The 20678-nt window shown below is 68.2% G+C and carries 23 protein-coding genes; 14 read left to right on the forward strand and 9 right to left on the reverse strand.

All coding sequences use genetic code 11. The features are described 5' to 3' along the window. Window positions 1-7: 7 nt before the first annotated feature. The 3 genes from flgA to flgF are packed head-to-tail and all read right to left on the reverse strand — an operon-like array spanning window position 8 to window position 2364. Complete coding sequence (gene flgA / locus ACSVC7_RS04385; RefSeq protein WP_448203204.1) at window positions 8-787, reverse strand: flagellar basal body P-ring formation chaperone FlgA; 780 nt, start codon at window positions 785-787, stop codon at window positions 8-10. 43 nt (window positions 788-830) lie between these two features. Beyond that, window positions 831-1616 (reverse strand): flagellar basal-body rod protein FlgG, encoded by a 786-nt coding sequence (flgG, locus tag ACSVC7_RS04390; protein ID WP_448203205.1) that lies wholly within the window; start codon window positions 1614-1616, stop codon window positions 831-833. A 25-nt stretch (window positions 1617-1641) separates the two neighbouring features. Next, on the reverse strand, window positions 1642-2364 hold the full coding sequence (flgF, locus tag ACSVC7_RS04395) for a flagellar basal-body rod protein FlgF (RefSeq protein ID WP_448203206.1): 723 nt from the start codon (window positions 2362-2364) through the stop codon (window positions 1642-1644). 565 nt (window positions 2365-2929) lie between these two features. Between flgF and ACSVC7_RS04400 the strand changes: the two genes are divergently transcribed. The 8 genes from ACSVC7_RS04400 (at window position 2930) to ACSVC7_RS04435 (ending at window position 12157) form a co-directional block, all read left to right on the forward strand. Beyond that, complete coding sequence (locus ACSVC7_RS04400; protein ID WP_448203207.1) at window positions 2930-3463, forward strand: flagellar basal body-associated FliL family protein; 534 nt, start codon at window positions 2930-2932, stop codon at window positions 3461-3463. A 21-nt stretch (window positions 3464-3484) separates the two neighbouring features. Then, entirely contained in the window at window positions 3485-4567 is a 1083-nt protein-coding gene (gene fliM, locus ACSVC7_RS04405; protein WP_448203208.1) for a flagellar motor switch protein FliM, read from the forward strand. Next, the gene (locus ACSVC7_RS04410) at window positions 4564-5202 is read left to right on the forward strand and encodes a DUF6468 domain-containing protein (protein ID WP_448203209.1); all 639 of its coding nucleotides are present in this window, start codon (window positions 4564-4566) and stop codon (window positions 5200-5202) included. The genes fliM and ACSVC7_RS04410 overlap by 4 nt, the downstream gene beginning before the upstream one ends. Beyond that, the gene (locus tag ACSVC7_RS04415) at window positions 5199-6179 is read left to right on the forward strand and encodes a MotE family protein (protein ID WP_483508012.1); all 981 of its coding nucleotides are present in this window, start codon (window positions 5199-5201) and stop codon (window positions 6177-6179) included. Before ACSVC7_RS04410 ends, ACSVC7_RS04415 begins: the two co-directional genes overlap by 4 nt. Before the next feature lie 277 nt (window positions 6180-6456). Continuing rightward, on the forward strand, window positions 6457-7167 hold the full coding sequence (locus ACSVC7_RS04420) for a protein phosphatase CheZ (RefSeq protein ID WP_448203211.1): 711 nt from the start codon (window positions 6457-6459) through the stop codon (window positions 7165-7167). A gap of 3 nt (window positions 7168-7170) precedes the next feature. Beyond that, a complete protein-coding gene (locus ACSVC7_RS04425; RefSeq protein WP_448203212.1) occupies window positions 7171-7881 on the forward strand; it encodes a hypothetical protein in 711 nt (236 codons plus the stop codon). After that, window positions 7878-8621, forward strand: a complete 744-nt coding sequence (locus ACSVC7_RS04430) for an OmpA/MotB family protein (protein WP_448203213.1) — start codon at window positions 7878-7880, stop codon at window positions 8619-8621. The genes ACSVC7_RS04425 and ACSVC7_RS04430 overlap by 4 nt, the downstream gene beginning before the upstream one ends. 5 nt (window positions 8622-8626) lie before the next feature. Beyond that, window positions 8627-12157 carry a tetratricopeptide repeat protein gene (locus tag ACSVC7_RS04435; protein WP_448203214.1) on the forward strand — a complete coding sequence of 1177 codons (3531 nt, stop codon included), beginning with the start codon at window positions 8627-8629 and terminating at the stop codon, window positions 12155-12157. A gap of 152 nt (window positions 12158-12309) precedes the next feature. On the opposite strand, the gene ACSVC7_RS04440 is transcribed toward ACSVC7_RS04435, so the two are convergent. From ACSVC7_RS04440 to ACSVC7_RS04465, 6 genes are all read right to left on the reverse strand, one after another. Further along, a complete protein-coding gene (locus ACSVC7_RS04440; protein ID WP_448203215.1) occupies window positions 12310-14208 on the reverse strand; it encodes a potassium transporter Kup in 1899 nt (632 codons plus the stop codon). 187 nt (window positions 14209-14395) lie between these two features. Then, complete coding sequence (gene fliP / locus ACSVC7_RS04445) at window positions 14396-15169, reverse strand: flagellar type III secretion system pore protein FliP (protein WP_448203216.1); 774 nt, start codon at window positions 15167-15169, stop codon at window positions 14396-14398. After that, entirely contained in the window at window positions 15166-15492 is a 327-nt protein-coding gene (locus ACSVC7_RS04450) for a FliO/MopB family protein (RefSeq protein WP_448203217.1), read from the reverse strand. The genes fliP and ACSVC7_RS04450 overlap by 4 nt, the downstream gene beginning before the upstream one ends. Window positions 15493-15494: 2 nt before the next feature. Continuing rightward, window positions 15495-15845: a hypothetical protein gene (locus tag ACSVC7_RS04455; protein WP_448203218.1), complete on the reverse strand. Its 351-nt coding sequence runs from the start codon at window positions 15843-15845 to the stop codon at window positions 15495-15497. Continuing rightward, window positions 15842-16174, reverse strand: a complete 333-nt coding sequence (locus ACSVC7_RS04460; RefSeq protein ID WP_448203219.1) for an EscU/YscU/HrcU family type III secretion system export apparatus switch protein — start codon at window positions 16172-16174, stop codon at window positions 15842-15844. The genes ACSVC7_RS04455 and ACSVC7_RS04460 overlap by 4 nt, the downstream gene beginning before the upstream one ends. Before the next feature lie 81 nt (window positions 16175-16255). After that, a complete protein-coding gene (locus ACSVC7_RS04465) occupies window positions 16256-16816 on the reverse strand; it encodes a copper chaperone PCu(A)C (protein ID WP_448203220.1) in 561 nt (186 codons plus the stop codon). 185 nt (window positions 16817-17001) lie between these two features. Here ACSVC7_RS04465 and flgB point away from each other — a divergent pair, with 185 nt between their 5' ends. From flgB to flhB, 6 genes are all read left to right on the forward strand, one after another. Continuing rightward, on the forward strand, window positions 17002-17406 hold the full coding sequence (flgB, locus tag ACSVC7_RS04470) for a flagellar basal body rod protein FlgB (RefSeq protein ID WP_448203221.1): 405 nt from the start codon (window positions 17002-17004) through the stop codon (window positions 17404-17406). A gap of 35 nt (window positions 17407-17441) precedes the next feature. After that, a complete protein-coding gene (gene flgC / locus ACSVC7_RS04475) occupies window positions 17442-17852 on the forward strand; it encodes a flagellar basal body rod protein FlgC (protein ID WP_448203222.1) in 411 nt (136 codons plus the stop codon). Window positions 17853-17925: 73 nt separating this feature from the next. Beyond that, window positions 17926-18225: a flagellar hook-basal body complex protein FliE gene (gene fliE / locus ACSVC7_RS04480; protein ID WP_448203223.1), complete on the forward strand. Its 300-nt coding sequence runs from the start codon at window positions 17926-17928 to the stop codon at window positions 18223-18225. Between the two features lie 233 nt (window positions 18226-18458). Continuing rightward, on the forward strand, window positions 18459-18788 hold the full coding sequence (locus ACSVC7_RS04485) for a flagellar biosynthetic protein FliQ (RefSeq protein WP_448203224.1): 330 nt from the start codon (window positions 18459-18461) through the stop codon (window positions 18786-18788). Then, complete coding sequence (gene fliR, locus ACSVC7_RS04490; RefSeq protein WP_448203225.1) at window positions 18785-19555, forward strand: flagellar biosynthetic protein FliR; 771 nt, start codon at window positions 18785-18787, stop codon at window positions 19553-19555. Before ACSVC7_RS04485 ends, fliR begins: the two co-directional genes overlap by 4 nt. 9 nt (window positions 19556-19564) lie before the next feature. Continuing rightward, on the forward strand, window positions 19565-20647 hold the full coding sequence (gene flhB / locus ACSVC7_RS04495; protein ID WP_448203226.1) for a flagellar biosynthesis protein FlhB: 1083 nt from the start codon (window positions 19565-19567) through the stop codon (window positions 20645-20647). Window positions 20648-20678 lie beyond the last annotated feature (31 nt).

Genomic DNA, 20678 nt, shown 5'->3' on the forward strand with positions numbered 1-20678 from the left:
TTTCTCCTTACTTCGCGATCACGCCGGGCTTTGCCACGGCGACCATGTTGGGGCCGGCGACCGTCGCTTCGACGATGCGGTTGGATTGGGTGTTGACGACGCGGATCACGTCGCCCCGGCCGCCGTCCTGAAGGGCCTTGCCCTGGACCGACAGCGACAGGTTCTCCGTGGACAGCGTGATGGTGACCAGGGCGCCCTTGTCGATCAGGCGCGGCGACTGGAGGTCGCGCAGCCGGACCGGCTGGTTCACCGGGACGCCGCGCTTGGGCGTCATGCCGATCAGCTGAGCGTCGGTGGCGGCGATGTCGCTGCCGGTCTGGTCGGCGCGCACGTCCTGCCAGTCAACGTCGGCGGCGGAGATCACGTCGCCGGGGGCGATGCGGCGGGTCACTACGGGGACCTGCACGACGCCGTAGGCGCGGCCGGCCACCGGCAGGCGCACGGTCGGGCGGGTGTCGGCCACCACGAGTTCGGCGGCGAAGCGGCCCTGGACCGGATTGTAGTAGAGGTTTTCCACCGTCAGGCTGCCGGCGCCCTGCGGCGCGCGCAGCTCGACCTGCCGGTTGTCCAGCTCCATCTGCAGGCGGCCCACGGAGATGTGGCGGGCCAGCGCCTCCGACAGCGCCGCCTCGACATGCGTCGCGCCATAGGTGACGACGGCGGCCGGTGCGACCGAGGCGGCCGGGCCTTCCGATGGCTGGGCCACCGACGGCTGGGCCAGCGCACCCGGGGCGCCGATGAAGACGGCGAGCGCGGTGCCGAGGAAGAGGGATGCGAGGCGGGACATGGCGGCGGGTCCTTCGGTCAGGCAGGCGGGCTAGAACGCGCCATCAGCGCATCTGGGTGGCCTGCTGCATCATCTCGTCGGTGGTCTTGATGATCTTGGAGTTCATCTCGTAGGCGCGCTGGGCGGAGATCAGGGTGGTGATCTCCTGCACGATGTTGACGTTGGACGTCTCCAGCGCGCCTTGCGTCACGCGGCCGAAGCCGGGGGCGCCGGGGTTGCCGGTCACCGACTGGCCCGACGACGGGGTTTGCAGGAACAGGTTGTCGCCGATGGCTTCCAGGCCGGCGGCGTTGGCGAAGGTGGCGAGCTGAATCTGGCCGGCGTTCTGCGGCTGCACCTGCCCGTCGAGCTTCACCAGAACCTCGCCCGACGGGTTGATGGCGACATCCACGGCCTCGGCCGGCACGGTGATGTTCGGCTGCAGCGGGTAGCCGTCGGCGGTGACGATGATGCCCTCCGGCGACAGCTTGAAGTTGCCGGCGCGGGTGTAGGCGGTGTCGCCGCTCGGCAGCGTCACCTGGAAGTAGCCGGAGCCGTTGACCGCGAGGTCGAGCTTGTTGTCGGTGACGGTCAGGTTGCCCTGCTCCAGCACGCGGGCGACCGCGGCGACGCGCACGCCCGCACCCACCTGCACGCCGGTCGGCACGATGGTGCCGGCGTCCGACGAGGTGGAGCCGATGCGGCGGAAGTTCTGGTACAGCAGGTCCTGGAACTCGGCGCGCTGCTTCTTGAAGCCCGTGGTCGTCGAGTTGGCGATGTTGTTCGAGATCGTTTCGACGTTGAGCTGCTGGGCGATCATCCCGGTGGCGCCGATGGCGAGGCTGCGCATGGTCCGTACTCCTTAGGTCAAGTGGTCAGGCCGTGCGGCCCAGCTTCTGGATGGCGTTGCGGATGCGCTCGTGCTCGTTGTCGATCATCTTCTGGTTGTTCTGATACTGGCGCTGGATGTCGATCATCGCCGTCATCTCCACCACCGGCTTCACGTTCGATCCCTCAAGCATTCCCTGTGCCACTTTCGTGTCGGCGGGGGCCGGCTGCGCCTCCTCGTCGGTGACGTAGAGGCCGGCGCCGACCTCGATCATCAGCTGCTCGTTCTTGAAGGTCACGATGTTCAGCTTGGCGACCGGGCCAAGCTCGGTGGCGATGGTGCCGTCGCCGGTCACCTTGATGTCGCGAGCCCCGTCCGGGATGGTGATGGGCTGGCGGGCGTCGGACAGGACCGGCAGGCCGCCGGCGTCCACCAACTGACGCTGGTCGTTCAGCTGGAAGTTTCCGGCCCGCGTGTAGCGGGGGCCGTTCGCCGTATCGACCATGAAGTAGCCGTGGCCGGTCAGCGCCAGATCCAGCGGGTTGCCGGTCTGCGTCATGCCGCCGACCGAGAGGTCGCGCACCACCGCGCGGTCCTGCACGAAGCTGACCTGCTCGTGCATGCCAGGACGCTCCAGGAACTCCGTGAACAGCATGCGCTGCTGTTTGAAGCCCGTGGTGTTCATGTTCGCGATGTTGTTCGAAATGACGTCCAACTGGCGACGCAGGGTCATCTGACGCGACAGCGAAACGTAAGTCGGGGTTTCCATCGGCGACCTCTTCCATCTCGGGCCGGCGGGCCTTCCCGACCGGCACCGACAGCATTGCACGGCCTGTGCCAAATTCCGGGAAGGCGGACTCCCGCCGGACTCCGGACGGATTCCGGGCGTGGACCATGGATGGGGCGCCGTTGCGGAATCGCCTGCCGGGCAAGAACTGCCGCCGGGTCGGAAAGCTCTGCCGGTCCAACCGGGCAAAGCGGTCCCGTTCCCGGCACGCCGACTGGGTGCGGGGCAACGCACTCCGCCGAAGGGCGGGCGCAGGCGCGCGGCGTCCGCGGGCAGGGGCGGATTCCGGGCGTGATGCGGGCTTTGGGGAATCGGAACGGGCGTCGGAACAGGCTTGCGGGTGCGGGGCCTCCCTCGGGACAGAGTTCTCCACCGGAGCCCCACTCAATTTCCGTGCCGGACGCGGCTGGAGCGCGTAGGTTGCCGTTCGGTCACAGGCCCCGCCGGGGCGTCGAAAGGCTTTGTTAACTATCCGAAAGATAGGGTGTCGAGTGTAGGCAAAGCCATGCCCGCGAACATGCCCGCGACCGCTCGCGCTTAGGATTCCATGACCGCGCACGCTGAAGACGACGCCGGCGAACTTTCGACCGACGGCCTGCCGCGCAAGAAGTTCAGCGGCAAGAAACTGGTCCTGTTCGTCATTCTCCCGCTCGTGCTGCTGGTCGGCGCGGGGGCGGGCGTGTATTTCAGCGGCCTTCTGGACTCGCTGCTCGGCAAGAAGGCGGAAGAGCACACCGAACACCCGGCGGAACCGGCGCAGCCCGACCCGCACGCGGCCCCGGTGTTCTACGACCTGCCCGACATGCTGGTGAACCTGAACAGCAGCGGCAAGCGCCCGGCCTTCCTGAAGATCAAGATCTCCATCCAGCTCGCGAAGGGGGAGGATGTGCCGGCCATCGAGCATGTGCTGCCGCGCATCATCGACAACTTCCAGGTCTACCTGCGCGAACTGCGGCTGGAGGACCTGAAGGGGTCGGCCGGCATGTACCGCCTGCGTCAGGAACTGCTGATGCGCATCACCGCGGCCGCCCAACCCACGAAGGTGAAGGACGTGCTGTTCAAGGAAATGCTGGTCCAGTAGGCGGGGCGGCGAGGGCGACGCATGAGCAACACCGACGAACTCAGCGAAGAGGAACGGCTCGCCGCCGAATGGGCCGCGCTCGCGGAGGACAGCGGCGACGTCGGCGACATGGGCGACATGGGCGGGGGCGGCTCCACCCGCGTCCTGAACCAGGACGAGATCGACAGCCTGCTCGGTTTCGACCAGGGCGGGGCCGGGGACGGCGACAACTCCGGCATCATGGCGCTGGTCAATTCGGCGCTGGTCAACTACGAACGCCTCCCCATGCTGGAGGTGGTCTTCGACCGCCTCGTCCGCATGATGTCCACGTCGCTTCGCAACTTCACGTCCGACAACGTGGAGGTCAGCCTCGACCAGATCTCGTCGGTGCGCTTCGGCGACTACCTGAACTCCATCCCGCTGCCGGCCATGCTCTCCGTCTTCAAGGCGGAGGAGTGGGACAACTACGGCCTGATGGTGGTGGACTCCGCGCTGATCTACTCCATCGTGGACGTGCTGCTCGGCGGGCGGCGCGGCACGGCGGCGATGCGCATCGAGGGTCGACCCTACACGACCATCGAGCGCAACCTCGTTGAGCGCATGGTCCATGTGGTGCTGTCGGACCTGTCCGCCGCCTTCGACCCGCTGTCGCCGGTCACCTTCCGCTTCGACCGGCTGGAGACGAACCCGCGCTTCGCGACCATCGCGCGCCCAGCGAACGCGGCGGTGCTGGTCAAGCTGCGCATCGACATGGAGGATCGCGGCGGCCGGCTGGAGCTGATGATCCCCTACGCCACCCTGGAACCCGTCCGCGAGCTGCTGCTCCAGATGTTCATGGGTGAAAAGTTCGGCCGCGACTCGATCTGGGAAACCCACCTCGCGTCGGAACTGCTGGTCACCGACGTGGACATCTCGGCGGTGCTGGACGAGGTTACGATGACATTGCACGACGTGCTCAACTGGCGCGTCGGCACGCGCATCCTGCTGAACGCCACACCCGACGGCTCCATCGAGCTGCGCTGCGGCGACGTCTCCATGTTCCAGGGCCGCATGGGCCGCAAGGGCGGCCACATCGCCGTGCGGATCGAGCGGGAACTGCCCAAGCAGGAGGTCATGCGGCTATGAGCGCGACCCTCTCGCTCGTCCTCGATCTGGTTCTGGTCGGCCTGCTGGCGACGACCATCGCCTACGCAATCATCCTCAACCGCGAGATCATCAAGCTGCGCGAGAGCCGCGGTGAGATGGCGGACCTCATCAAGGGTCTCAACGAGGCGATGGCGCGCGCCGAAACTGGCGTGCGCAGCCTGAAGAAGACCGCCAACGACACCGGCGAGGATCTCCAGCGCACCGTCAACAAGGCGCAGACCCTGCGCGACGAGCTAGAATTCATGATCGAGGCTGCGGACGCGATGGCCAACCGCCTGGGTACGGTCGGTGGCGACCGGCCGAAGCCGGCGGCCCCGCCGCCGCGCCCCGCCGCGCGGTCCGGGCTTGGCGCCCGCCCGCCGGTGGCCTCGCGCCCGCTGATCGAGGACGAGGACGACGCGCCGCCCCTCCTGCGGGCCGATGCGTTGCGGGCCGATGCGTTGCGCGCGGATCCTCTGCGCGCCGACTCGCTGCGCAGCGCCGAGCCACCCGCGCGGCGTACGGCGGCCTCGTCGGACGCGCGCGACTCCATCCTGCGTGAGGGCGAAAGCCTGTCCCGCGCCGAACGTGAACTGCTTCAGGCCATCGAGAACGCTGGCAAGGGGGTCGGATGAGCGACGCACCCACCGCGAGGGGCGCCTCCGCCGCTGCGAAAGAGGAACCCAAGGTCGTGATCCGTCCGGCCGGCGCTATGCCCACCGGCGTCCGCACCAGCCCCTCCGTCGCGGCCAACCCGGCCCAGGCGGCAGCGGCTCAGGTGGCCGCCCAACAGGCTGCCGCAAAGCCGTCCGTGAAGGCCAAGTCCAAGGCGAAGGCGAAAGGCAAGGCGCGCAAGCCCGCGGTGCCGCGCCGTCCGCTGTCCGAACGCCTGCGCGAACGGATGCAGGGGCTGCGCTTCCGCGTGCTGCCGGTGACGATCTTCGTCGCGGTGCTGATGCTCGGCGTGCGCGTTGGCGACGTGTGGCGGGTCGCCACCCGCGACGCACGCTTCCCCGACTTCCCGGCCACGATGGCCCAAGGGCAGGGGACCACGACCGCGACGCCCACTCAGGTCGCGGCGAGCACGCCGAAGACCAGCCCGCCACAATCCCCCGTCGCGCAGGCCCCGTCGCCGGGCGGCTCCAGCAACGGGCCGGCTCCCGCCGCGTCCCCGCCGCCGGACAACCCCGCGCTGGGGCCGGTGAAGAACGAGGAACTGCTCCAGCACTTTGCCGACCGCCGCGCCGAGATCGAGCGCCGCACCAAGGAGGTGGAGCAGCGCGAGGCCCTGCTGTCCGCCGCCGAGAAGCGCATCGACCAGAAGGTGCAGGAACTGGACAAGGTCCGCTCCGACATCCAGAAGCTGATGCGGCAGGGCGACGAGAAGCAGGCTGCCCAGCTCGAAAGCCTCGTGAAGATCTACGAGACGATGAAGCCCAAGGAGGCCGCGCGCATCTTCGAGGAACTGGACATGTCCGTCCTCCTCGGCGTGATCGAGCGCATGAAGGAAACCAAGACCGCGCCCATCCTGGCCGCCATGGACCCGGTGAAGGCGAAGGAGGTCACCTCCGCCCTGGTCGAACGCCGCGGGCTGCCCTCGTCGCCGAAGTAAGCGCAATCGTCATGCGCCTCCTGACCCGCGTCCGGCGGGAAGGGGAGAGGGGGAAAGCAAGCCGTTTCCTGCCGCTTAACCGCGTGTTAACCGTCCGAAACTAGGTTAAAAGGGGCTAACAAAGCTCCGAGTCGGCGGCTGCCGTGCAAGGGCGCGACCCTGGGCTACCCCAGCGTCGGCCGGCCGTGCGTGGACCGTGCCGACGGACCCAACGCACGCAGGCCGGACAAGAACCTAGCCGGACGAGAACGCAGCCGGACAAGACATCGGATCGCACATGGCCCCGCCCGTATCCTCCTCGCTCGCCGAACAGAAGCTCCTGCGCCAGCAGCTCGACGCTGCCCACGCGGAAGCCGCGCAACCGCTGTCGCGCGAGGAGGTGACGGACATCGTCCGCACGATCCTCGCCACCATGGACGGCGACATTTCCGCCACCGACCTGCGCCTCTACAAGGAGGTGGTGGACCTCGCGCGCTTCATCGAGAACGCGAAGGGCGAACTGGCCGCGCTCCAGCCGGAGGAGATCCGCGACCAGCACATCCCCAACGCGACGGACGAACTGGACGCCGTGGTGGGCGCGACGGAGCAGGCGACCTTCGCCATCTTCGACGCCTGTGACGCCATCACCGGCATTGCCGGGCAGGTCGATCCGGAGAACGCCGCGAAGCTGACCGATCAGGTCACCAAAATCTTCGAGGCCTGCAACTTCCAGGACATCACCGGCCAGCGCATTTCCAAGGTGGTGCGCACGCTGAAGCACATCGAATCGAAGGTGGACATGATCGTCGCGGCCTTCGGCGACGAGGTGCGGCAGAACCACACGCGCCCGGCCGCCGCCGCTCATGCGCCCGGCGAGCACGAGACGGTCAACTTCGCCACCAGCCGCCCCGCCGACGACCCGGAGGCGGCGCTGCTGCACGGCCCGCAGATGACCAGCAGCGCCATGGACCAGGACGAGATCGATCGCCTGCTGGCGAGCTTCGACTAGGTCATGGCGGCGCCCGGCCACGGAAGATTCGCCCCGACGGGCGGCCGGACGGACCCGAACAACGGCAGCATCGTCCTTCTGCTGTCGCTGTTCTTGCTGCTTCTTGTGTTCTTCATCGTCCTGAACGCTCAGTCCGTTCAGGCCACTCACCGCGTGCGCGCGGTGATGGGCTCGCTGGAGCGCAGCTTTCCCGCCTTCTTCATCGACCCGCGCCTGCGCGAGCGCACCGACCCCGTGGCCTCGCGCGCTGGCACCGTCTTTTCCGTGCAGTGGGTGGAGGGCGTGGGCAAGCTGTTCGCGACCGCCGTCGCCGTGGCGAAGGTGGAAAGCGTCACGCCTGGCCGCCAGCTTGAGGTGCGGCTTCCCGCCGACGAGCTGTTCATCCCCGGCACCGCCGAGCTTCGTCCCGACCGTCAGGGGCTGATCGACCGCATCGCGGCGAGCCTGTTGGACACGCGCCCCGGCGAGCGGATCGAACTGGACGCCCTGCTGGCGATCGGCATCACCAGCACGTCCAGCCAGGCGCCCGGCCCGGTGGCGCGCGCCGGCGCGCTGGCCCGCCTGCTGGTCGCCGACGGCGCCCCGGCCAACGCGGTGACGGTGGGCATCGAGCGCGGCGACCCCGGCTCCGTCCGATTCCTGTTCAGCCTGCGCGCGTCGGACGACTACACCGGTCCGGCCGGGGGTGGACCGGTTGGGGGAGGGCGCCGATGATCCGGATGCCGAAGCTCCCCAAGGCCGAGGACCTCAGCGGCGGGCACGGCCGCACCATCTGGCTGATCAGCGTCACGGACCTGATGTCGCTGCTGCTCGCCTTCTTCGTGCTGATGTATTCGATGAGCGAGCCGGAGGCGCAGCGCTGGACCGGTCTGTCGCAGGCGCTGTCGCAGGCGCAGACGGCGTCGGCCCGCTCCACCGCCACGACCCCGTCCGTCGCCGCGCCCGAGCCGAAGGCGGCCTTCAACGCCGCCACGGTGGAATCGCTGTCGGCGATGAACCTGGACTATCTCGGCGCGCTGCTGCGGACGCAGACGGCGGCGAACGAAGATCTGGCGTCGGTGGACGTTCAGCGCGAGGATGACCGGGTGGTCATTGGCCTTCCGGGTGTCGTGATGTTCGACGCGAGCGGCGGTACCTTCACCGACCAGGGGCGGCGCGTGCTGTACCTGCTGGGGGCTGCGGTCGGACGCATCGGCAACCGGATCGAGGTGGTCGGCCACGCGGAGCGGGAAGACCAGGGCAACGGTCTGGCCTGGGAACGGGCGCTGACCCGCGCCGTTGCGATAGCTGCGGCGCTGCGCGAAACGGGGTACAAGCGCGACCTCGTGGCGCGCAGCATGATGTCGGAGCCGGTCAGCGCCGGCGGCGCGCGGGTGGACATCGTCGTGCGCGACGAGGCCGAAGGGGTCAGGACCGAAGGGCCGAGGGCGGACGGGGTGAAGGCGGGGGAATGAGGCGGATGGGCGGTGGTCCGGCATACCGGCGGTGGCTGTGCGGCTTCGTGGCCGCCACGGCGCTGCTTGCCGCCATGCCCGCCGTCGTTTCGGAAGCCCGGGCCGCCGACGTGCCCGTGCGTGCCGCCGCCCACAAGGGTTATGGGCGCGTGGTCTTCGACTGGCCGCAGCAGGTCGACTACAGCGCGAAGGTCGAGGGCGAAGCCCTGGTCATCAGCTTCGACCAGCCGATCAACGCGGCGCTGGACCGTGCCGTGGCGGCGCTTCCCGACTATCTGTCCGGAGTGCGCATCGGCGGCGATGGCAAGACCGTCACCTTCGACCTGAAGCGTCCCGTCGCGCTGAAGAGCTTCCGCAACGGCAACGCCGTCGCCCTGGACCTGACGCCCTCCGCCGCGGCCCCCCAATCAGCCAAGGCCGAGTCCTCCAGGCCCGAATCTCCAAAAGCCGAAGCCGCCGCGCCGTCCCAGGCGGAGCTTCAGGCGCAGCTGCGTGGCTCCTCCCAGCCGGCGGCGCCGGAATCCTCGGGGGGCGCCGACGCCAAGGGCGTCCTGCCGTCCGCCGGCAAGGTGGCGGTGCGCGCGGACGACAACGCGTCGCACAGCCGCATGAGCTTCACTTGGCCGACGGCGGTGGACTACACGGTCCAGCGCGACGGCTCCTCCGTCACGGTGCTGTTCAACCGCAACGGCGCCGCCGACCTCGCGCCGGTCGCCAAGGCGAAGCTGCGCAACATCCAGAATGTGGAGCAGTACCGCCAGCCGAACGGCGCGCTGGCCGTGACCTTCGCCGCCCCGCCGGACGCGGAGATCAAGGACAGCAAAAACGGCAAGCAGGTGGTGCTGGAGGTGCTGAACCCCGGCACGCGCAAGGGGCTTCCCGCCACCGACCCCGCCCCGGCGCAGGAGCAGGCCGCGACCCCGCCGCCCGGCGCCACCACGACCACCGTGCGCCCGCAGCCGGCGGCCTCGCCCGCGCCGACGCCCGTCACGCCGCCGCCGAAGGAGGGGAGCGCCGTCGCGGCCAACTCCGCCGCGACCGCCACCGGCGCCAACGCCGCAGCGGCCAAGCCGGCCCCGGCGCCTGCGGCCCCGACGCCGGCCGCAACAACGCAGGGACCGGCGCTGGTCTTCGACGCGGGCGGCCCGGCCTCCATCGCCGTCTACCCGCGCGCCGGGCATCTCTACATCGTCTTCGACAAGCCGCTGCCCATCGGCGCCGGCAAGGCCATCGGGACCGGCACCGAGATGCTGGGCGGCATCGAGCCGGTGCCGGCGACCGGCGGCAGCGCCTTCCGCACCAAGATCGGCCAGATGATCTGGCCCAACATCGAACGCCAGGGCACGACGTGGCGCATCACGCCGACGACGCGCCTGACCGGCTCGCCACCCTTTGAACTGCGCATCGACCCGGAGCCGGACTTCCTGCTCGGCGCGCGGCTGGTCGTGCGGGCGGGGGACGCGGCCTCGGTGGTGACGATCTCCGACCCTGACGTGGGCGACCGTTTGCAGATCGTGCCGCTGCCGGTCCCCGGCAACGCGATCCCCGACCAGCACCGCTACGCCGACGTCGAGATCCTGCCCTCCTACCAGGGCGTCGTCGTGCGGCCTGTCGCCGACAACGTCACCGTTCGCCCGGTGAAGGAGGGGGTGGAGGTGACGACGGCCGGCGGCCTGCACCTGTCCACCATGGCCGACACCGGCGTCCGCCCCGGCGCGCCCCCGGCCCAGCCTCCGGCGCCGACCAGGACGGCGGCGCTGCCGCAGCCGGGCGGCGCGTCCGTCACGCCGGCCCTGACTCCGCCCTCCGACCCGAAGCCGTCGCCCACCGGGCGCCGTCTGTTCGACCTGCCGGCTTGGCGCAAGGGCGACCTCGACCACTACACCGACGCGCGGCAGGAGCTTCAGCTCGCCATCGTCAATGCCCCGGATTCGGAGCGGCCGAAGGCGCAGCTTGACCTCGCGCGCTTCTACTTCGCCAATGGCTTCGGGCAGGAGGCGCTGGGCATGATGGACGTGCTCCTGCAGAATCAGCCCGACCTGGAGGGCTGGCCGGAGTTCCGCGCCCTGCGCGGCGCCTCGCGCGTGCTGGCCGGCAATCTGGAGGGCGCGGCGGAGGACCTCGGCCACCCGAACCTCGCCAACAACAGCGAGGCCGCGCTGTGGCGCGCCGCCATCGCGGCCGACCGCAACGACTGGCCGGCGGCGCAGGCGGGCTTCAAAGCCGCCGCCCCTATCCTGAACAGCTACCCCGACCCGATCCTGACCAAGCTGGCGGTCCGTGCCGCCGAGGCCGCGCTGGAGACCAAGGACGCGCCCTTCGCCAAGCGCCTTCTCGACCGCATCGTCGAGCGGGGCGGGTCGGACGCGGAGGAGCGGCCGGACGTGCAGTATCTGCGCGGCCTCTACCACGCCCAGAACGGCGACTCCGACCGCGCGCTGGAGCAGCTGACTCAGTCCTTCAACAGCCTGGACCGCTATTACCGGGCCAAGGCCGGGCTGGCGCTGGTGAACCTGCAACTGGCGGAAGGGCGCATGTCGCCGCCGGCGGCCGCCGAACAGCTCGCCGGGCTGACCTTCACATGGCGCGGCGACGATTTGGAAATGAAGGTCCGCCAGCGCATGGGGGAGGTGCTGATCGCCGCCGGCATGTACGCCGACGGCTTCAACGCCATGAAGGAGACCGCCGCCCTGGTCGCCGACACTCCGCGCGCCGAGGCCATCACCCGCGACATGTCGCGCATCTTCGCCGATCTCTACAAGGACGGCGCGCAGAAGCTGCCGACCATCGACGCGCTCCAGCTCTACGATCAGTTCCGCGAACTGACCCCGGTGGGTGAGGCCGGCGACGAGGTGATCCGCCAGCTTGCCGAGCGGCTGATCGCCGTGGACCTGCTGAACCGCGCCGCCGACCTGCTCCAGCATCAGGTGGAATACCGCCTGAACGGGCAGGACAAGGCGCGCGTCGGCACGCGGCTGGCGTCGGTGCGGTTGCTCGACAACAAGCCGGAGCTGGCGCTCCAGGCGCTGGAACTGTCCAACGTCCCGAACATCCCGCCCGACCTCGCCGGCGAGCGCCGGTTGATGCAGGCCAAGGCGCTGGCCGAGATGGGGCGCGGCGATGAGGCGTTGCTGCTGCTTGCCCAGGACGACAGCAAGCCGGCCAACCTGCTGCGCGTGGACATCGCTTGGCGCTCCCAGAAGTGGGAAGCGGCGGCCTTCGCGCTCAACAAGATCATCGGCCCGGCCCCGACCGGCAACCAGCCGCTCGACCCCGGCAGTTCGCAGCTCGTCCTGAACCGGGCCGTGGCCCTGGCGCTGGCCGGCGACGGCACGGGGCTGAGCCTGCTGCGCAAGGACTTCGGCGTCGCCATGGCCGCCGGCCCGGACGCCGACGCGTTCCGCGTCCTGACGCGTCCCGAACAGGCACTCGGCCTGATCGACGTGAACACGGTCCGCTCCCGCGTCGCCGAGGTGGACGTGTTCCAGAAGTTCCTGAAGAACTACCGCGGTAAGCAAAGCGCCGCGATCAATTGAGTCAAGGAACGTCGTAGGTTGGGTTGAACGCTGCGAAACCCAACACCCGGTGCCCATGCCCGCGATGTTGGGTTTCGCGTGCGCTCAACCCAACCTACGAAAGCTAAATACAAAAAAGCCCCTTTCCATTGGAAAGGGGCTTTTTTCTTGCCTCAGAGCTGCACTTGCGTGCCCAGTTCCACGACGCGGTTGGGCGGTATCTTGAAGAAGTCGGTGGCACTGACCGCCGTGCGGGACATCACCACGAACAGCTTCTCGCGCCATTGCGCCATGTGTGGGTTGATGCGCGGGATCAGCGTCTCGCGGCCCAGGAAGAAGGAGGTCGACATGACGTCGAACTCCAGGCCGAAGGCCTTGCACAGGCGCAGGGCCTTGGGGATGTTCGGCTCCTGCGAGAAGCCGTAGCGCACGGTCAGGCGGTAGAAGCCGTCGGCCAGCCCTTCCAGCACCACGCGGTCCTTGGCGGGCACGCGCGGCACGTCTTCCACCAGCACGGTCAGGAAGACGATGCGCTCGTGCATGACCTGGTTGTGCTTCAGGTTGTGCAGCAGGGCGATCGGCACCGTGTCGGCGCTGGAGGTCATGAAGACCGCCGTGCCCTTCACACGCTGGATCTCGCTGGACTTCGCGTGGCGCTTGATGAAGCTGTCCAGCGGCAGCGATTCCTCGGCCAGCCGGTGGGCCAGCACGGCGCGGCCGCGCCGCCACGTGGACATCAGCCCCAGCGCCATTGCCGCGATGGCCAGCGGCACCCAGCCGCCGTGCGGGATCTTCACCGCGTTCGCCATGAACAGTGACAGGTCGACGCTCAGGAACAGCGCGCCCAGCGCGAGGCAGACCGGCACGCCCCAGCCCCAGCGGCGGTGCGCGACGACCAGCGCGAGGACGGTGGTGATGCACATGTCGCCGGTCACGGCGATGCCGTAGGCGGTGGCCAGCCGGCTTGAGGACTGGAAGATCACCACCAGCCCGATGATCGCGATCAGCAGGCCCCAGTTGGCGCGCGGGATGTAGATCTGGCCGCCTTCCTCGTTGGAGGTGTGGCGGATGTCCAGGCGCGGGCACAGGCCCAGCTGCACCGCCTGCCGGGTCAGCGAGAAGACGCCGGAGATCACCGCCTGGCTGGCGATGACGGTGGCGCAGGTGGACAGCAGGATCATGGGGTAGAGACCCCACTCCGGCGCCAGCAGGTAGAAGGGGCTGCGCACCGCCTCCGGGTCGCTCAGCAGCAGCGCGCACTGGCCGAGATAGTTCAGCAGCAGCGACGGCAGCACCACCGTCAGCCAGGCCACCTTGATCGGCAGGCGGCCGAAATGGCCCATGTCGGCGTACAGCGCCTCGCCGCCGGTGACGGCCAGCACGACGGCACCCAGCACCAGGAAGCCGATCCAGCCGTTCGTCTGGAAGAAGGCCACGGCATTGCGCGGGTCGAGCGCCAGGAGCACCTGCGGCTCCTTCACCAGCTCGATCAGGCCCAGCACGCCGAGCGTCGCGAACCACGCGACCATGATCGGGCCGAACAGCCTGCCGACCTTGTCGGTGCCGTGGCTCTGGATCGCGAACAGGGCGATCAGGATGCAGACGGTCACCGGCACCACGACGGGTTCCAGCGTCGGCTGCGCGACCTCCAGCCCCTCCACCGCCGACAGCACGGACACGGCCGGGGTGATCATGCCGTCGCCGTAGAACAGCGAGGCGCCGAACAGCCCCATCGCCATCAGGCCGGACAGTCTTCCGCTGGCGTCGGGGCGGCTGTTGGTCGCCAGCGCCAGCAGCGCCAGGATACCGCCTTCGCCCTTGTTGTCCGCCCGCATGACGAAGAACACGTATTTCACGGTCACGACGATGATCAGCGCCCAGAACACCAGGGACATGATGCCCATGATGTTCTCCGGCGTGAGCGCCAGACCGTGTTCCGGCGAAAAGCATTCGCGCAGCGTGTACAGCGGGCTCGTGCCGATGTCGCCATAGACGACGCCTAGGGCGCCGAGCGTGAGCGCGGCCAGCTTGCCCTTGTCGGGCGCCGCGGCTTTCAGGGTCGTTTCTGACATGTCGGGGAGTGGCTGAGGTCCGTTATGGGTCCGTTCGGGGAACGAAGAAGCCTCGAACAATGGAAGCAGCGCCGGTTGGATGGCGCATGACCTGTTCGACCGTCATACGCGTTTCCAGTCGGCAATACTAGCCGAACCCGCACCCCGCGTCCCGGCCCGGTTTCGCCTGCGACGAAGTGCGCGGGGGCTACAGCGTGCCGAAGCTGCGGGCGAGCGACCCGGCGATCAGGTACCAGCCGTCCACCAGCACGAAGAAGATGATCTTGAAGGGAATCGCCACCATGGTCGGCGGCAGCATCATCATGCCCATCGACATCAGGATCGACGACACCACCATGTCGATGATCAGGAAGGGCAGGAACAGCAGGAACCCGATCTCGAACGCCCGCTTGATCTCCGAGATCATGAAGGCCGGCACCAGGACATGCAGAGGGGTCTGGGCCTCGTCGGCGACGTTCTCGATCCGCGCCATGTCCATGAACAGGCGCAGGTCCTTCTCGCCGGTGTGCTTCAGCATGAACTCGCGCAGGGGGGCGGCCGTCCGGCGGAAGGCCTCCATCTCGTCGATGTCCTGGTTGATCAGCGGCTGGATGCCCTGGGTGTAGCAGCGCTCGAACACCGGGGCCATGACGAAGAAGGTCAGGAACATCGCCAGCGACATCATCACCGTGTTCGGCGGCACCTGCTGCACGCCCAGCGCGGAGCGCAGGAAGGACAGCACGATGACGATGCGCGTGAAGGCGGTCATCATGATCAGGATCGACGGCGCCAGCGACAGCACCGTGATCAGCGCGATCATCTGAACGATGCGCCCGGTGGTCGATCCGCCGGCATCGCCCAGGTCGAAGGTCATGCTCTGCGCCATCGCCGGCCCGGCGGTCAGCCCTCCGGCGATGCCCCCGATGATGCCGATGACGAGCGCGAGCAGGCCCGCCAGCGCAAGGCGCTTGCCCAGGCTCATGGCTTGTCCTCCGTGGAACGGCCGGACGGCGCGTCCACCAGCGAAAGCGCGCCGCGGAAGCCGCCGCGCGCGCCGGATTCGACCACCACGTCGCCGACGGCGCTCAGCAGCAGCAGATGCTCCTGGTCGTCGCGCCGCACCAGAACCAGCCGGCGCTTGCCGTCCAGCGGCAGCACCTCGACGATGCCCAGCCGGCGCTGGCGCGACGGGTTGGAAACCATTCCGGCGAACCCGATGCGGCGCATCACCCAGGCCACCAGCACGATCAGGACGATCACGAAGGCGAGGGCGAAGACGAACTGGATGTATTGGTCGAGGCCCATGGTCAGGACGGCTCTTCAGGCGTCGTGTCGGAAGCGGGCAGGGCGGCGCCGCGGCCGTAGACGGCGGCGGCGCGCTGGCGCGCGGTGTGCGGGTCGGGCCGGCCCTCGGCGGCGGCGGCCATGGAGTCGCGCTGGCGCGTCAGCGACTCCGCCAACGAGTGGAGCGCGCGAAGCAGCGCCTCCAGGCCAGGGGCGGCGGTCGCGTCGCGGGTCTCCACGGCGGCGGCGCACAGCTCCGCGACTCGCGCCTCCAGGCCGGCGAGGTCGATGGGCGCGCCGGCGTCGGCCTGGGTACGCGCCTCGTCCAGCGCGGCGGCCACGGCGGCGATGTCGCGGTGAAGGGCGGCGGTCACGGGGCCTCCCGGTCGGGTGTGGGCTCGGCGGGGTTGGGCGGGACCGTGCCGTTGGCGCGGTAGACGTAGGCCAGGATCTCGGCCACGGCGGCGATCGCCTCGATGGGGATTTCGCTGTCGATGTCCACCGCTGACAGGATCTGCACAAGGTCGGCGTCCTCGCGCACCTTCACGCCGTTGGCGAAGGCCAACTCCAGGATCTGTTCGGCCACATGGCCCTTGCCGGTGGCGACGATCCGGGGAAGGGACTGCGTCCCCAGCTCATACTTCAGCGCCACCGCCACGGGGCGGCGCGGGAGAGGGCGATTGTTCGAGGACGGCGCGGACAAGGGCTTCCTGCCGAATGGCCTAGGTCGATCCGCGCATCCTGGAGGAACATGCTTAACGAAGCATGAAGCCATTCTGGCTGCTTACTGGCCCGGCTGTGGCGCCGTCCCGTGCATTTGCCCATTCATTTGTTGGTGCATTTGCTGGTGCATGGCGCCATGGTCCATTCCGCCATGGTTCATGGGAGCCGCCTCCGCGCCGGCCGGACCCATGGCGGCGGCGCCCTGGACAGCCACGTCCACCGTCACGGCGCCAGCCTTGGCGAAGGTCAGGGTCACCGGGAAATGGCCGCCCTGGGTCAAAGGCTGTTTCAGTCCCATCAACATGACGTGCAGACCGCCGGGGCGCAGCACGGCGGGCTCGCCCGGCGACACTTCGATGGCGTCCACGGCGCGCATCTTCATGACGCCGTTGTCCATCATATGGGTGTGCAACTCGGCCTTCTCGGCGACCGGAGACTGCGCCGCGACGATTCGGTCGGACTCGGTCCCGCCGTTGGTGACGGTCATGAAGGCGGCACCGGTGCGCGCGCCCGGAGTCCCGGCCCGCGCCCAGGCGTCGGACACGGCGATGCCGCCGTCGGCGAAGGCCGGTCCGGCGGCGAGGAGCAGGGCGGCGGCGGCGATGCGGGCGAGCAAGGTCATGGTCGGCGGCCTAACGGCGAAGGTTTTTGTCACGCGCAACCTTAGCACGTTCGAACCCTCCGTCCAGCCCATGCGCCGACCGCGTGCATTCACGCTTCATTAACTGAAACCGCCGATCATCATCGTGAGAGGGTGCATCCGGGCCTCCGCGCCGTTGCGGCGGGCCTCCTGAGCGGAATCTGGCCATGGACCTCGGCAATCTCGGCCTCTTCAAGCTGATGTCGCGCAAAATGGGCTGGCTGACCCAGCGGCAGGAGGTGCTGTCGCAGAACATCGCCAACGCCAACACGCCGGATTACAAGGGGCAGGATCTCAAGCCCTTCACCTTTCGGGACGCCCTGTCCGACAGCCGCCGCCTGCAGGCCACGGCCACCAACGCCGCTCATCTGTCGGGTACGGCGGGCGTCGGCGGCATGGACAAGCAGCAGCGGGTGCGGAACCCGTACGAGACCAAGCCGGACGGCAACAACGTGATTCTTGAAGAGCAGATGATGAAGGTCGGGCAGGCCGGCATGGACTACCAGACCATCACGAACCTCTACAAGAAGCAGGTCAACATGATCAAATCGGCCATCCGCAGCGGCGGCTGACGGCTTGGCCCGGTTGGAATTGCAGGAGACAGGGCATGGACCTCTACAAGTCGATGGCGGTGTCCGCGGCCGGCATGAAGGTGCAGGGCACCCGTCTCAAGGTCATCGCGGAGAATCTGGCGAACGCGAACACAACGGCGGAAACGCCGGGCGATCTGCCGTACCGGCGCAAGGTCGTCACCTTCCAGAACGCGCTGGACCGCCAGATGGGCGTGGACACCGTGCGCGTCGCGAAGATCGACGTGGACAAAAAGGACTTCGAGCGGCGCTACGACCCCTCGCACCCCTCGGCCGACGCCGACGGCTATGTGCTGATGCCGAACGTCAACCCAGTCATCGAGGCGATGGACATGCGCGAGGCGCAGCGCTCCTACGAGGCCAACCTGAACGCGATCGACAGCGCCCGCCAGATGCTGTCGCGCACCATTGACATTCTCCGCGCCTAACGGCGCTCGGGTGATATCCTGCGCGCCTGACGGCGCTTGGCGGGCAAGAGTTTAGAGGAAGGAAGCCGGTCCCATGGTCAACCCCATCAACGCCGCGGCGGCCTACGCCAACACGGCCGCCAAGACCTCCGGTCCGGGTATGGCGCCGCGCGACGGCGTCAGCTTCGGCGACATCATGGAGCAGGCGGCCAAGGACGCCGTCGGCACCATGAAGCAGGGCGAAAAGATGACCGCGCTGGCGGCGGTGGGGCAGGCCGACCTGACCGACGTGGTCCAGGCCGTGACCAACGCCGAAGTGACGCTTCAGACCGTCACCACCGTGCGCGACAAGGTGCTGAGCGCGTACCAGGAAATCCTGCGCATGCCGATCTGACGGCGCGGCCCTCTTGCCATATCCTGCCTTGGCCCCTCTCCCTTGAGGGGCGCGCCGCCGGAGGACGCCGAAGGCGTTCGCAGGCAAGCGTGGGTGGGGTGAGGGTGGCGCCGGCCGAAGGCCGGCCGGTCTTCTTCCCGCTCTTGGAGCGGTAAAGACCCCTCATCTCAACCCTTCTCCCCCAAGGGGAGAAGGGCTTTTTCAGAGCATTAAGCCGACCATCGCCGCCCGACATGAATGAAACCGAAGTCATCGAGATCTGCCGCACCTCCATCATCACGCTGGTGATGGTGGCTGGGCCGATTCTTGTCATCATGATGGCGGTCGGCACGGTCATTTCGATCTTCCAGGCCGTCACCCAGATCAGCGAGCAGACGCTCGCCATGGTTCCGAAGGTGCTGCTGGTCTTCGGCCTGTCGATCCTGCTGATGCCCTTCATGCTGGGCGAACTGCGGCAGTTCTTCCAGCATGAGATCGCCGACCGCATCGTCGCCATAGGCACCGGTGTCACCGGGGCGCCCGGCGCCGGCAACCTGCCCGGCCTTCCCGGCAGCGGCGGATGAGCCTGCTTCAGACATTGCTGGGGGAGCAGCTGTTCGTCTGGCTGCTCGTGTTCATGCGCATCGGCACCGCCTTCAGCGTGATGCCGACCATCGGCGACGCCTTCGTCTCCGTCCGGACGCGCCTGCTGTTCTCGCTGGCGGTCAGCGTGCTCGTCGCCCCGGTGGTCGGCGCCCGCCTGCCGCCGATGCCGAACGATGTGTTCCGCCTCGCCGTCCTGATCGTGGGGGAGATGGCGGTGGGCATCTTCCTCGGCACCGTGGCGCGGATGCTCATGGGCGCGCTGGAGGTGGCCGGCACCGTCATCGCGTTGCAGACGGGCCTGTCCAACGCGCAGATGTTCAACCCGGCGATGGCGACCCAGGGCTCGCTGCCGGGCGCGCTGATGGGCTGGCTCGGGCTTCTGCTGATCTTCATCACCGACCTGCACCACCTGCTGATCATGGCGGTGGTGGACAGCTACGCGACCTTCACGCCGGGGGCCGCGATTCCCATCGACGACATGGCGAACGTGATCGGGCAGCTCGTGTCCAAGAGCTTCGTGCTGGGCGTGCAGATGTCGGCGCCCTTCATCATCACGGGCCTGCTCTTCGCGCTGGCGCTGGGCCTGCTGAACAAGCTGGCGCCGCAGATCCAGGTCTTCTTCCTTTTCACCTCCATGCAGGTGGCGATCGGCCTGTTCATGTTCGCCCTGACCCTGGCGGCGATGATGATGTTCTGGCTGACCCATTTCGAGTCCACCTTCGTCGATTTCCTGAAGCCGACCTGATCGGGGGGAATGCCGGTGTCCGAAGACGCGGATGACGATTCCAAAACAGAAGAACCGACGCAAAAGAAGCTCGACGAGGCCCACAATCAGGGTCAATTCCCGATGAGCCCGGAGGTCGCCAACTGGTTCATCGTGGCGATCGCGCTGATTCTTCTGTCCTCGTCCCTGCCGGCGACCATGAAGGGGATGGTGCCGCGCCTGACCTTCTATTTCGAGAACATCGACAGCCTTCCTATGGACGAGGGGTCGGTGGGGCTCCTGCTGCTCCGGACGCTGAAGGACATTTTCTGGGCGCTGTGGCTGCCCATCCTGCTCCTGGGGGCCGGCGGGGTGCTGGCGACGCTCGGCCAGAAGGGCTGGCACGTCTCTTGGGAGCTGATCTCTCCGAAGTTCTCCAAGCTGAACCCGCTGCCCGGCCTGATGGGCATGTTCAGCACCCAGAAGCTGGTCGAGCTGGGGAAGAGCCTGGCGAAGCTCGCGGTCGTCGGCGGCGTCGCCTATCTGTCGCTTCAGCCGATGATCCTGGGCATCGAGCACTTCATCGGCATCGACATGATGCTGCTGCTGAAGGAAATGGACGGTCTGGCCTTCCGGCTGTTGGCTGGGGTGCTGGCGATCCTGACCATCCTGGTCGGCGCCGACGTCTTCTACCAGCGCTTCAGCTTCAACAAGAAGATGAAGATGACCAAGCAGGAGGTGAAGGACGAGCACAAGCAGGCCGAAGGCGATCCCCAGATCAAGGGCCGCATCCGCCAGATCCGCATGGAACGCGCGCGCAAGCGCATGATGGGGGCGGTGCCCGACGCCGACGTGGTGGTGACCAACCCGACCCACTTCGCCGTGGCGCTGAAATACGACAGCAAGACGATGTCGGCGCCGATGGTCGTCGCCAAGGGCGTCGATCACGTGGCCTTCAAGATCCGCGAGATCGCCGAGGAGAACGACGTTCCGGTTATGGAGAACCCGCCGCTCGCCCGTGCGCTCTACGCCGCATGCGATATCGACGAGGAAGTTCCGTCCGAGCACTATCGCGCGGTGGCGGAAGTCATTACCTATGTTTTCAAGCTGAAGGGGCGCATGGGCCGGACCTGAGGACGGCCGGCGCCTTTTGTCAGGCGCGAAC

The organism is Azospirillum mesophilum, from assembly GCF_053470405.2.

Excerpts from the sequence above, each read along its gene's own strand:
- flgF (WP_448203206.1), bottom strand. The coding sequence starts at position 2,364 with ATGGAAACCCCGACTTACGTTTCGCTGTCGCGTCAGATGACCCTGCGT.
- fliE (WP_448203223.1), top strand. The coding sequence starts at position 17,926 with ATGGTCAACCCCATCAACGCCGCGGCGGCCTACGCCAACACGGCCGCC.
- ACSVC7_RS04450 (WP_448203217.1), bottom strand. The coding sequence starts at position 15,492 with ATGGGCCTCGACCAATACATCCAGTTCGTCTTCGCCCTCGCCTTCGTG.
- ACSVC7_RS04465 (WP_448203220.1), bottom strand. The coding sequence starts at position 16,816 with ATGACCTTGCTCGCCCGCATCGCCGCCGCCGCCCTGCTCCTCGCCGCC.
- ACSVC7_RS04485 (WP_448203224.1), top strand. The coding sequence starts at position 18,459 with ATGAATGAAACCGAAGTCATCGAGATCTGCCGCACCTCCATCATCACG.
- flgC (WP_448203222.1), top strand. The coding sequence starts at position 17,442 with ATGGACCTCTACAAGTCGATGGCGGTGTCCGCGGCCGGCATGAAGGTG.
- fliP (WP_448203216.1), bottom strand. The coding sequence starts at position 15,169 with ATGAGCCTGGGCAAGCGCCTTGCGCTGGCGGGCCTGCTCGCGCTCGTC.
- ACSVC7_RS04435 (WP_448203214.1), top strand. The coding sequence starts at position 8,627 with ATGGGCGGTGGTCCGGCATACCGGCGGTGGCTGTGCGGCTTCGTGGCC.
- flgG (WP_448203205.1), bottom strand. The coding sequence starts at position 1,616 with ATGCGCAGCCTCGCCATCGGCGCCACCGGGATGATCGCCCAGCAGCTC.
- ACSVC7_RS04415 (WP_483508012.1), top strand. The coding sequence starts at position 5,199 with ATGAGCGACGCACCCACCGCGAGGGGCGCCTCCGCCGCTGCGAAAGAG.
- fliM (WP_448203208.1), top strand. The coding sequence starts at position 3,485 with ATGAGCAACACCGACGAACTCAGCGAAGAGGAACGGCTCGCCGCCGAA.
- ACSVC7_RS04400 (WP_448203207.1), top strand. The coding sequence starts at position 2,930 with ATGACCGCGCACGCTGAAGACGACGCCGGCGAACTTTCGACCGACGGC.
- ACSVC7_RS04430 (WP_448203213.1), top strand. The coding sequence starts at position 7,878 with ATGATCCGGATGCCGAAGCTCCCCAAGGCCGAGGACCTCAGCGGCGGG.
- flhB (WP_448203226.1), top strand. The coding sequence starts at position 19,565 with ATGCCGGTGTCCGAAGACGCGGATGACGATTCCAAAACAGAAGAACCG.
- flgA (WP_448203204.1), bottom strand. The coding sequence starts at position 787 with ATGTCCCGCCTCGCATCCCTCTTCCTCGGCACCGCGCTCGCCGTCTTC.
- ACSVC7_RS04420 (WP_448203211.1), top strand. The coding sequence starts at position 6,457 with ATGGCCCCGCCCGTATCCTCCTCGCTCGCCGAACAGAAGCTCCTGCGC.
- ACSVC7_RS04425 (WP_448203212.1), top strand. The coding sequence starts at position 7,171 with ATGGCGGCGCCCGGCCACGGAAGATTCGCCCCGACGGGCGGCCGGACG.
- fliR (WP_448203225.1), top strand. The coding sequence starts at position 18,785 with ATGAGCCTGCTTCAGACATTGCTGGGGGAGCAGCTGTTCGTCTGGCTG.
- ACSVC7_RS04410 (WP_448203209.1), top strand. The coding sequence starts at position 4,564 with ATGAGCGCGACCCTCTCGCTCGTCCTCGATCTGGTTCTGGTCGGCCTG.
- ACSVC7_RS04440 (WP_448203215.1), bottom strand. The coding sequence starts at position 14,208 with ATGTCAGAAACGACCCTGAAAGCCGCGGCGCCCGACAAGGGCAAGCTG.
- flgB (WP_448203221.1), top strand. The coding sequence starts at position 17,002 with ATGGACCTCGGCAATCTCGGCCTCTTCAAGCTGATGTCGCGCAAAATG.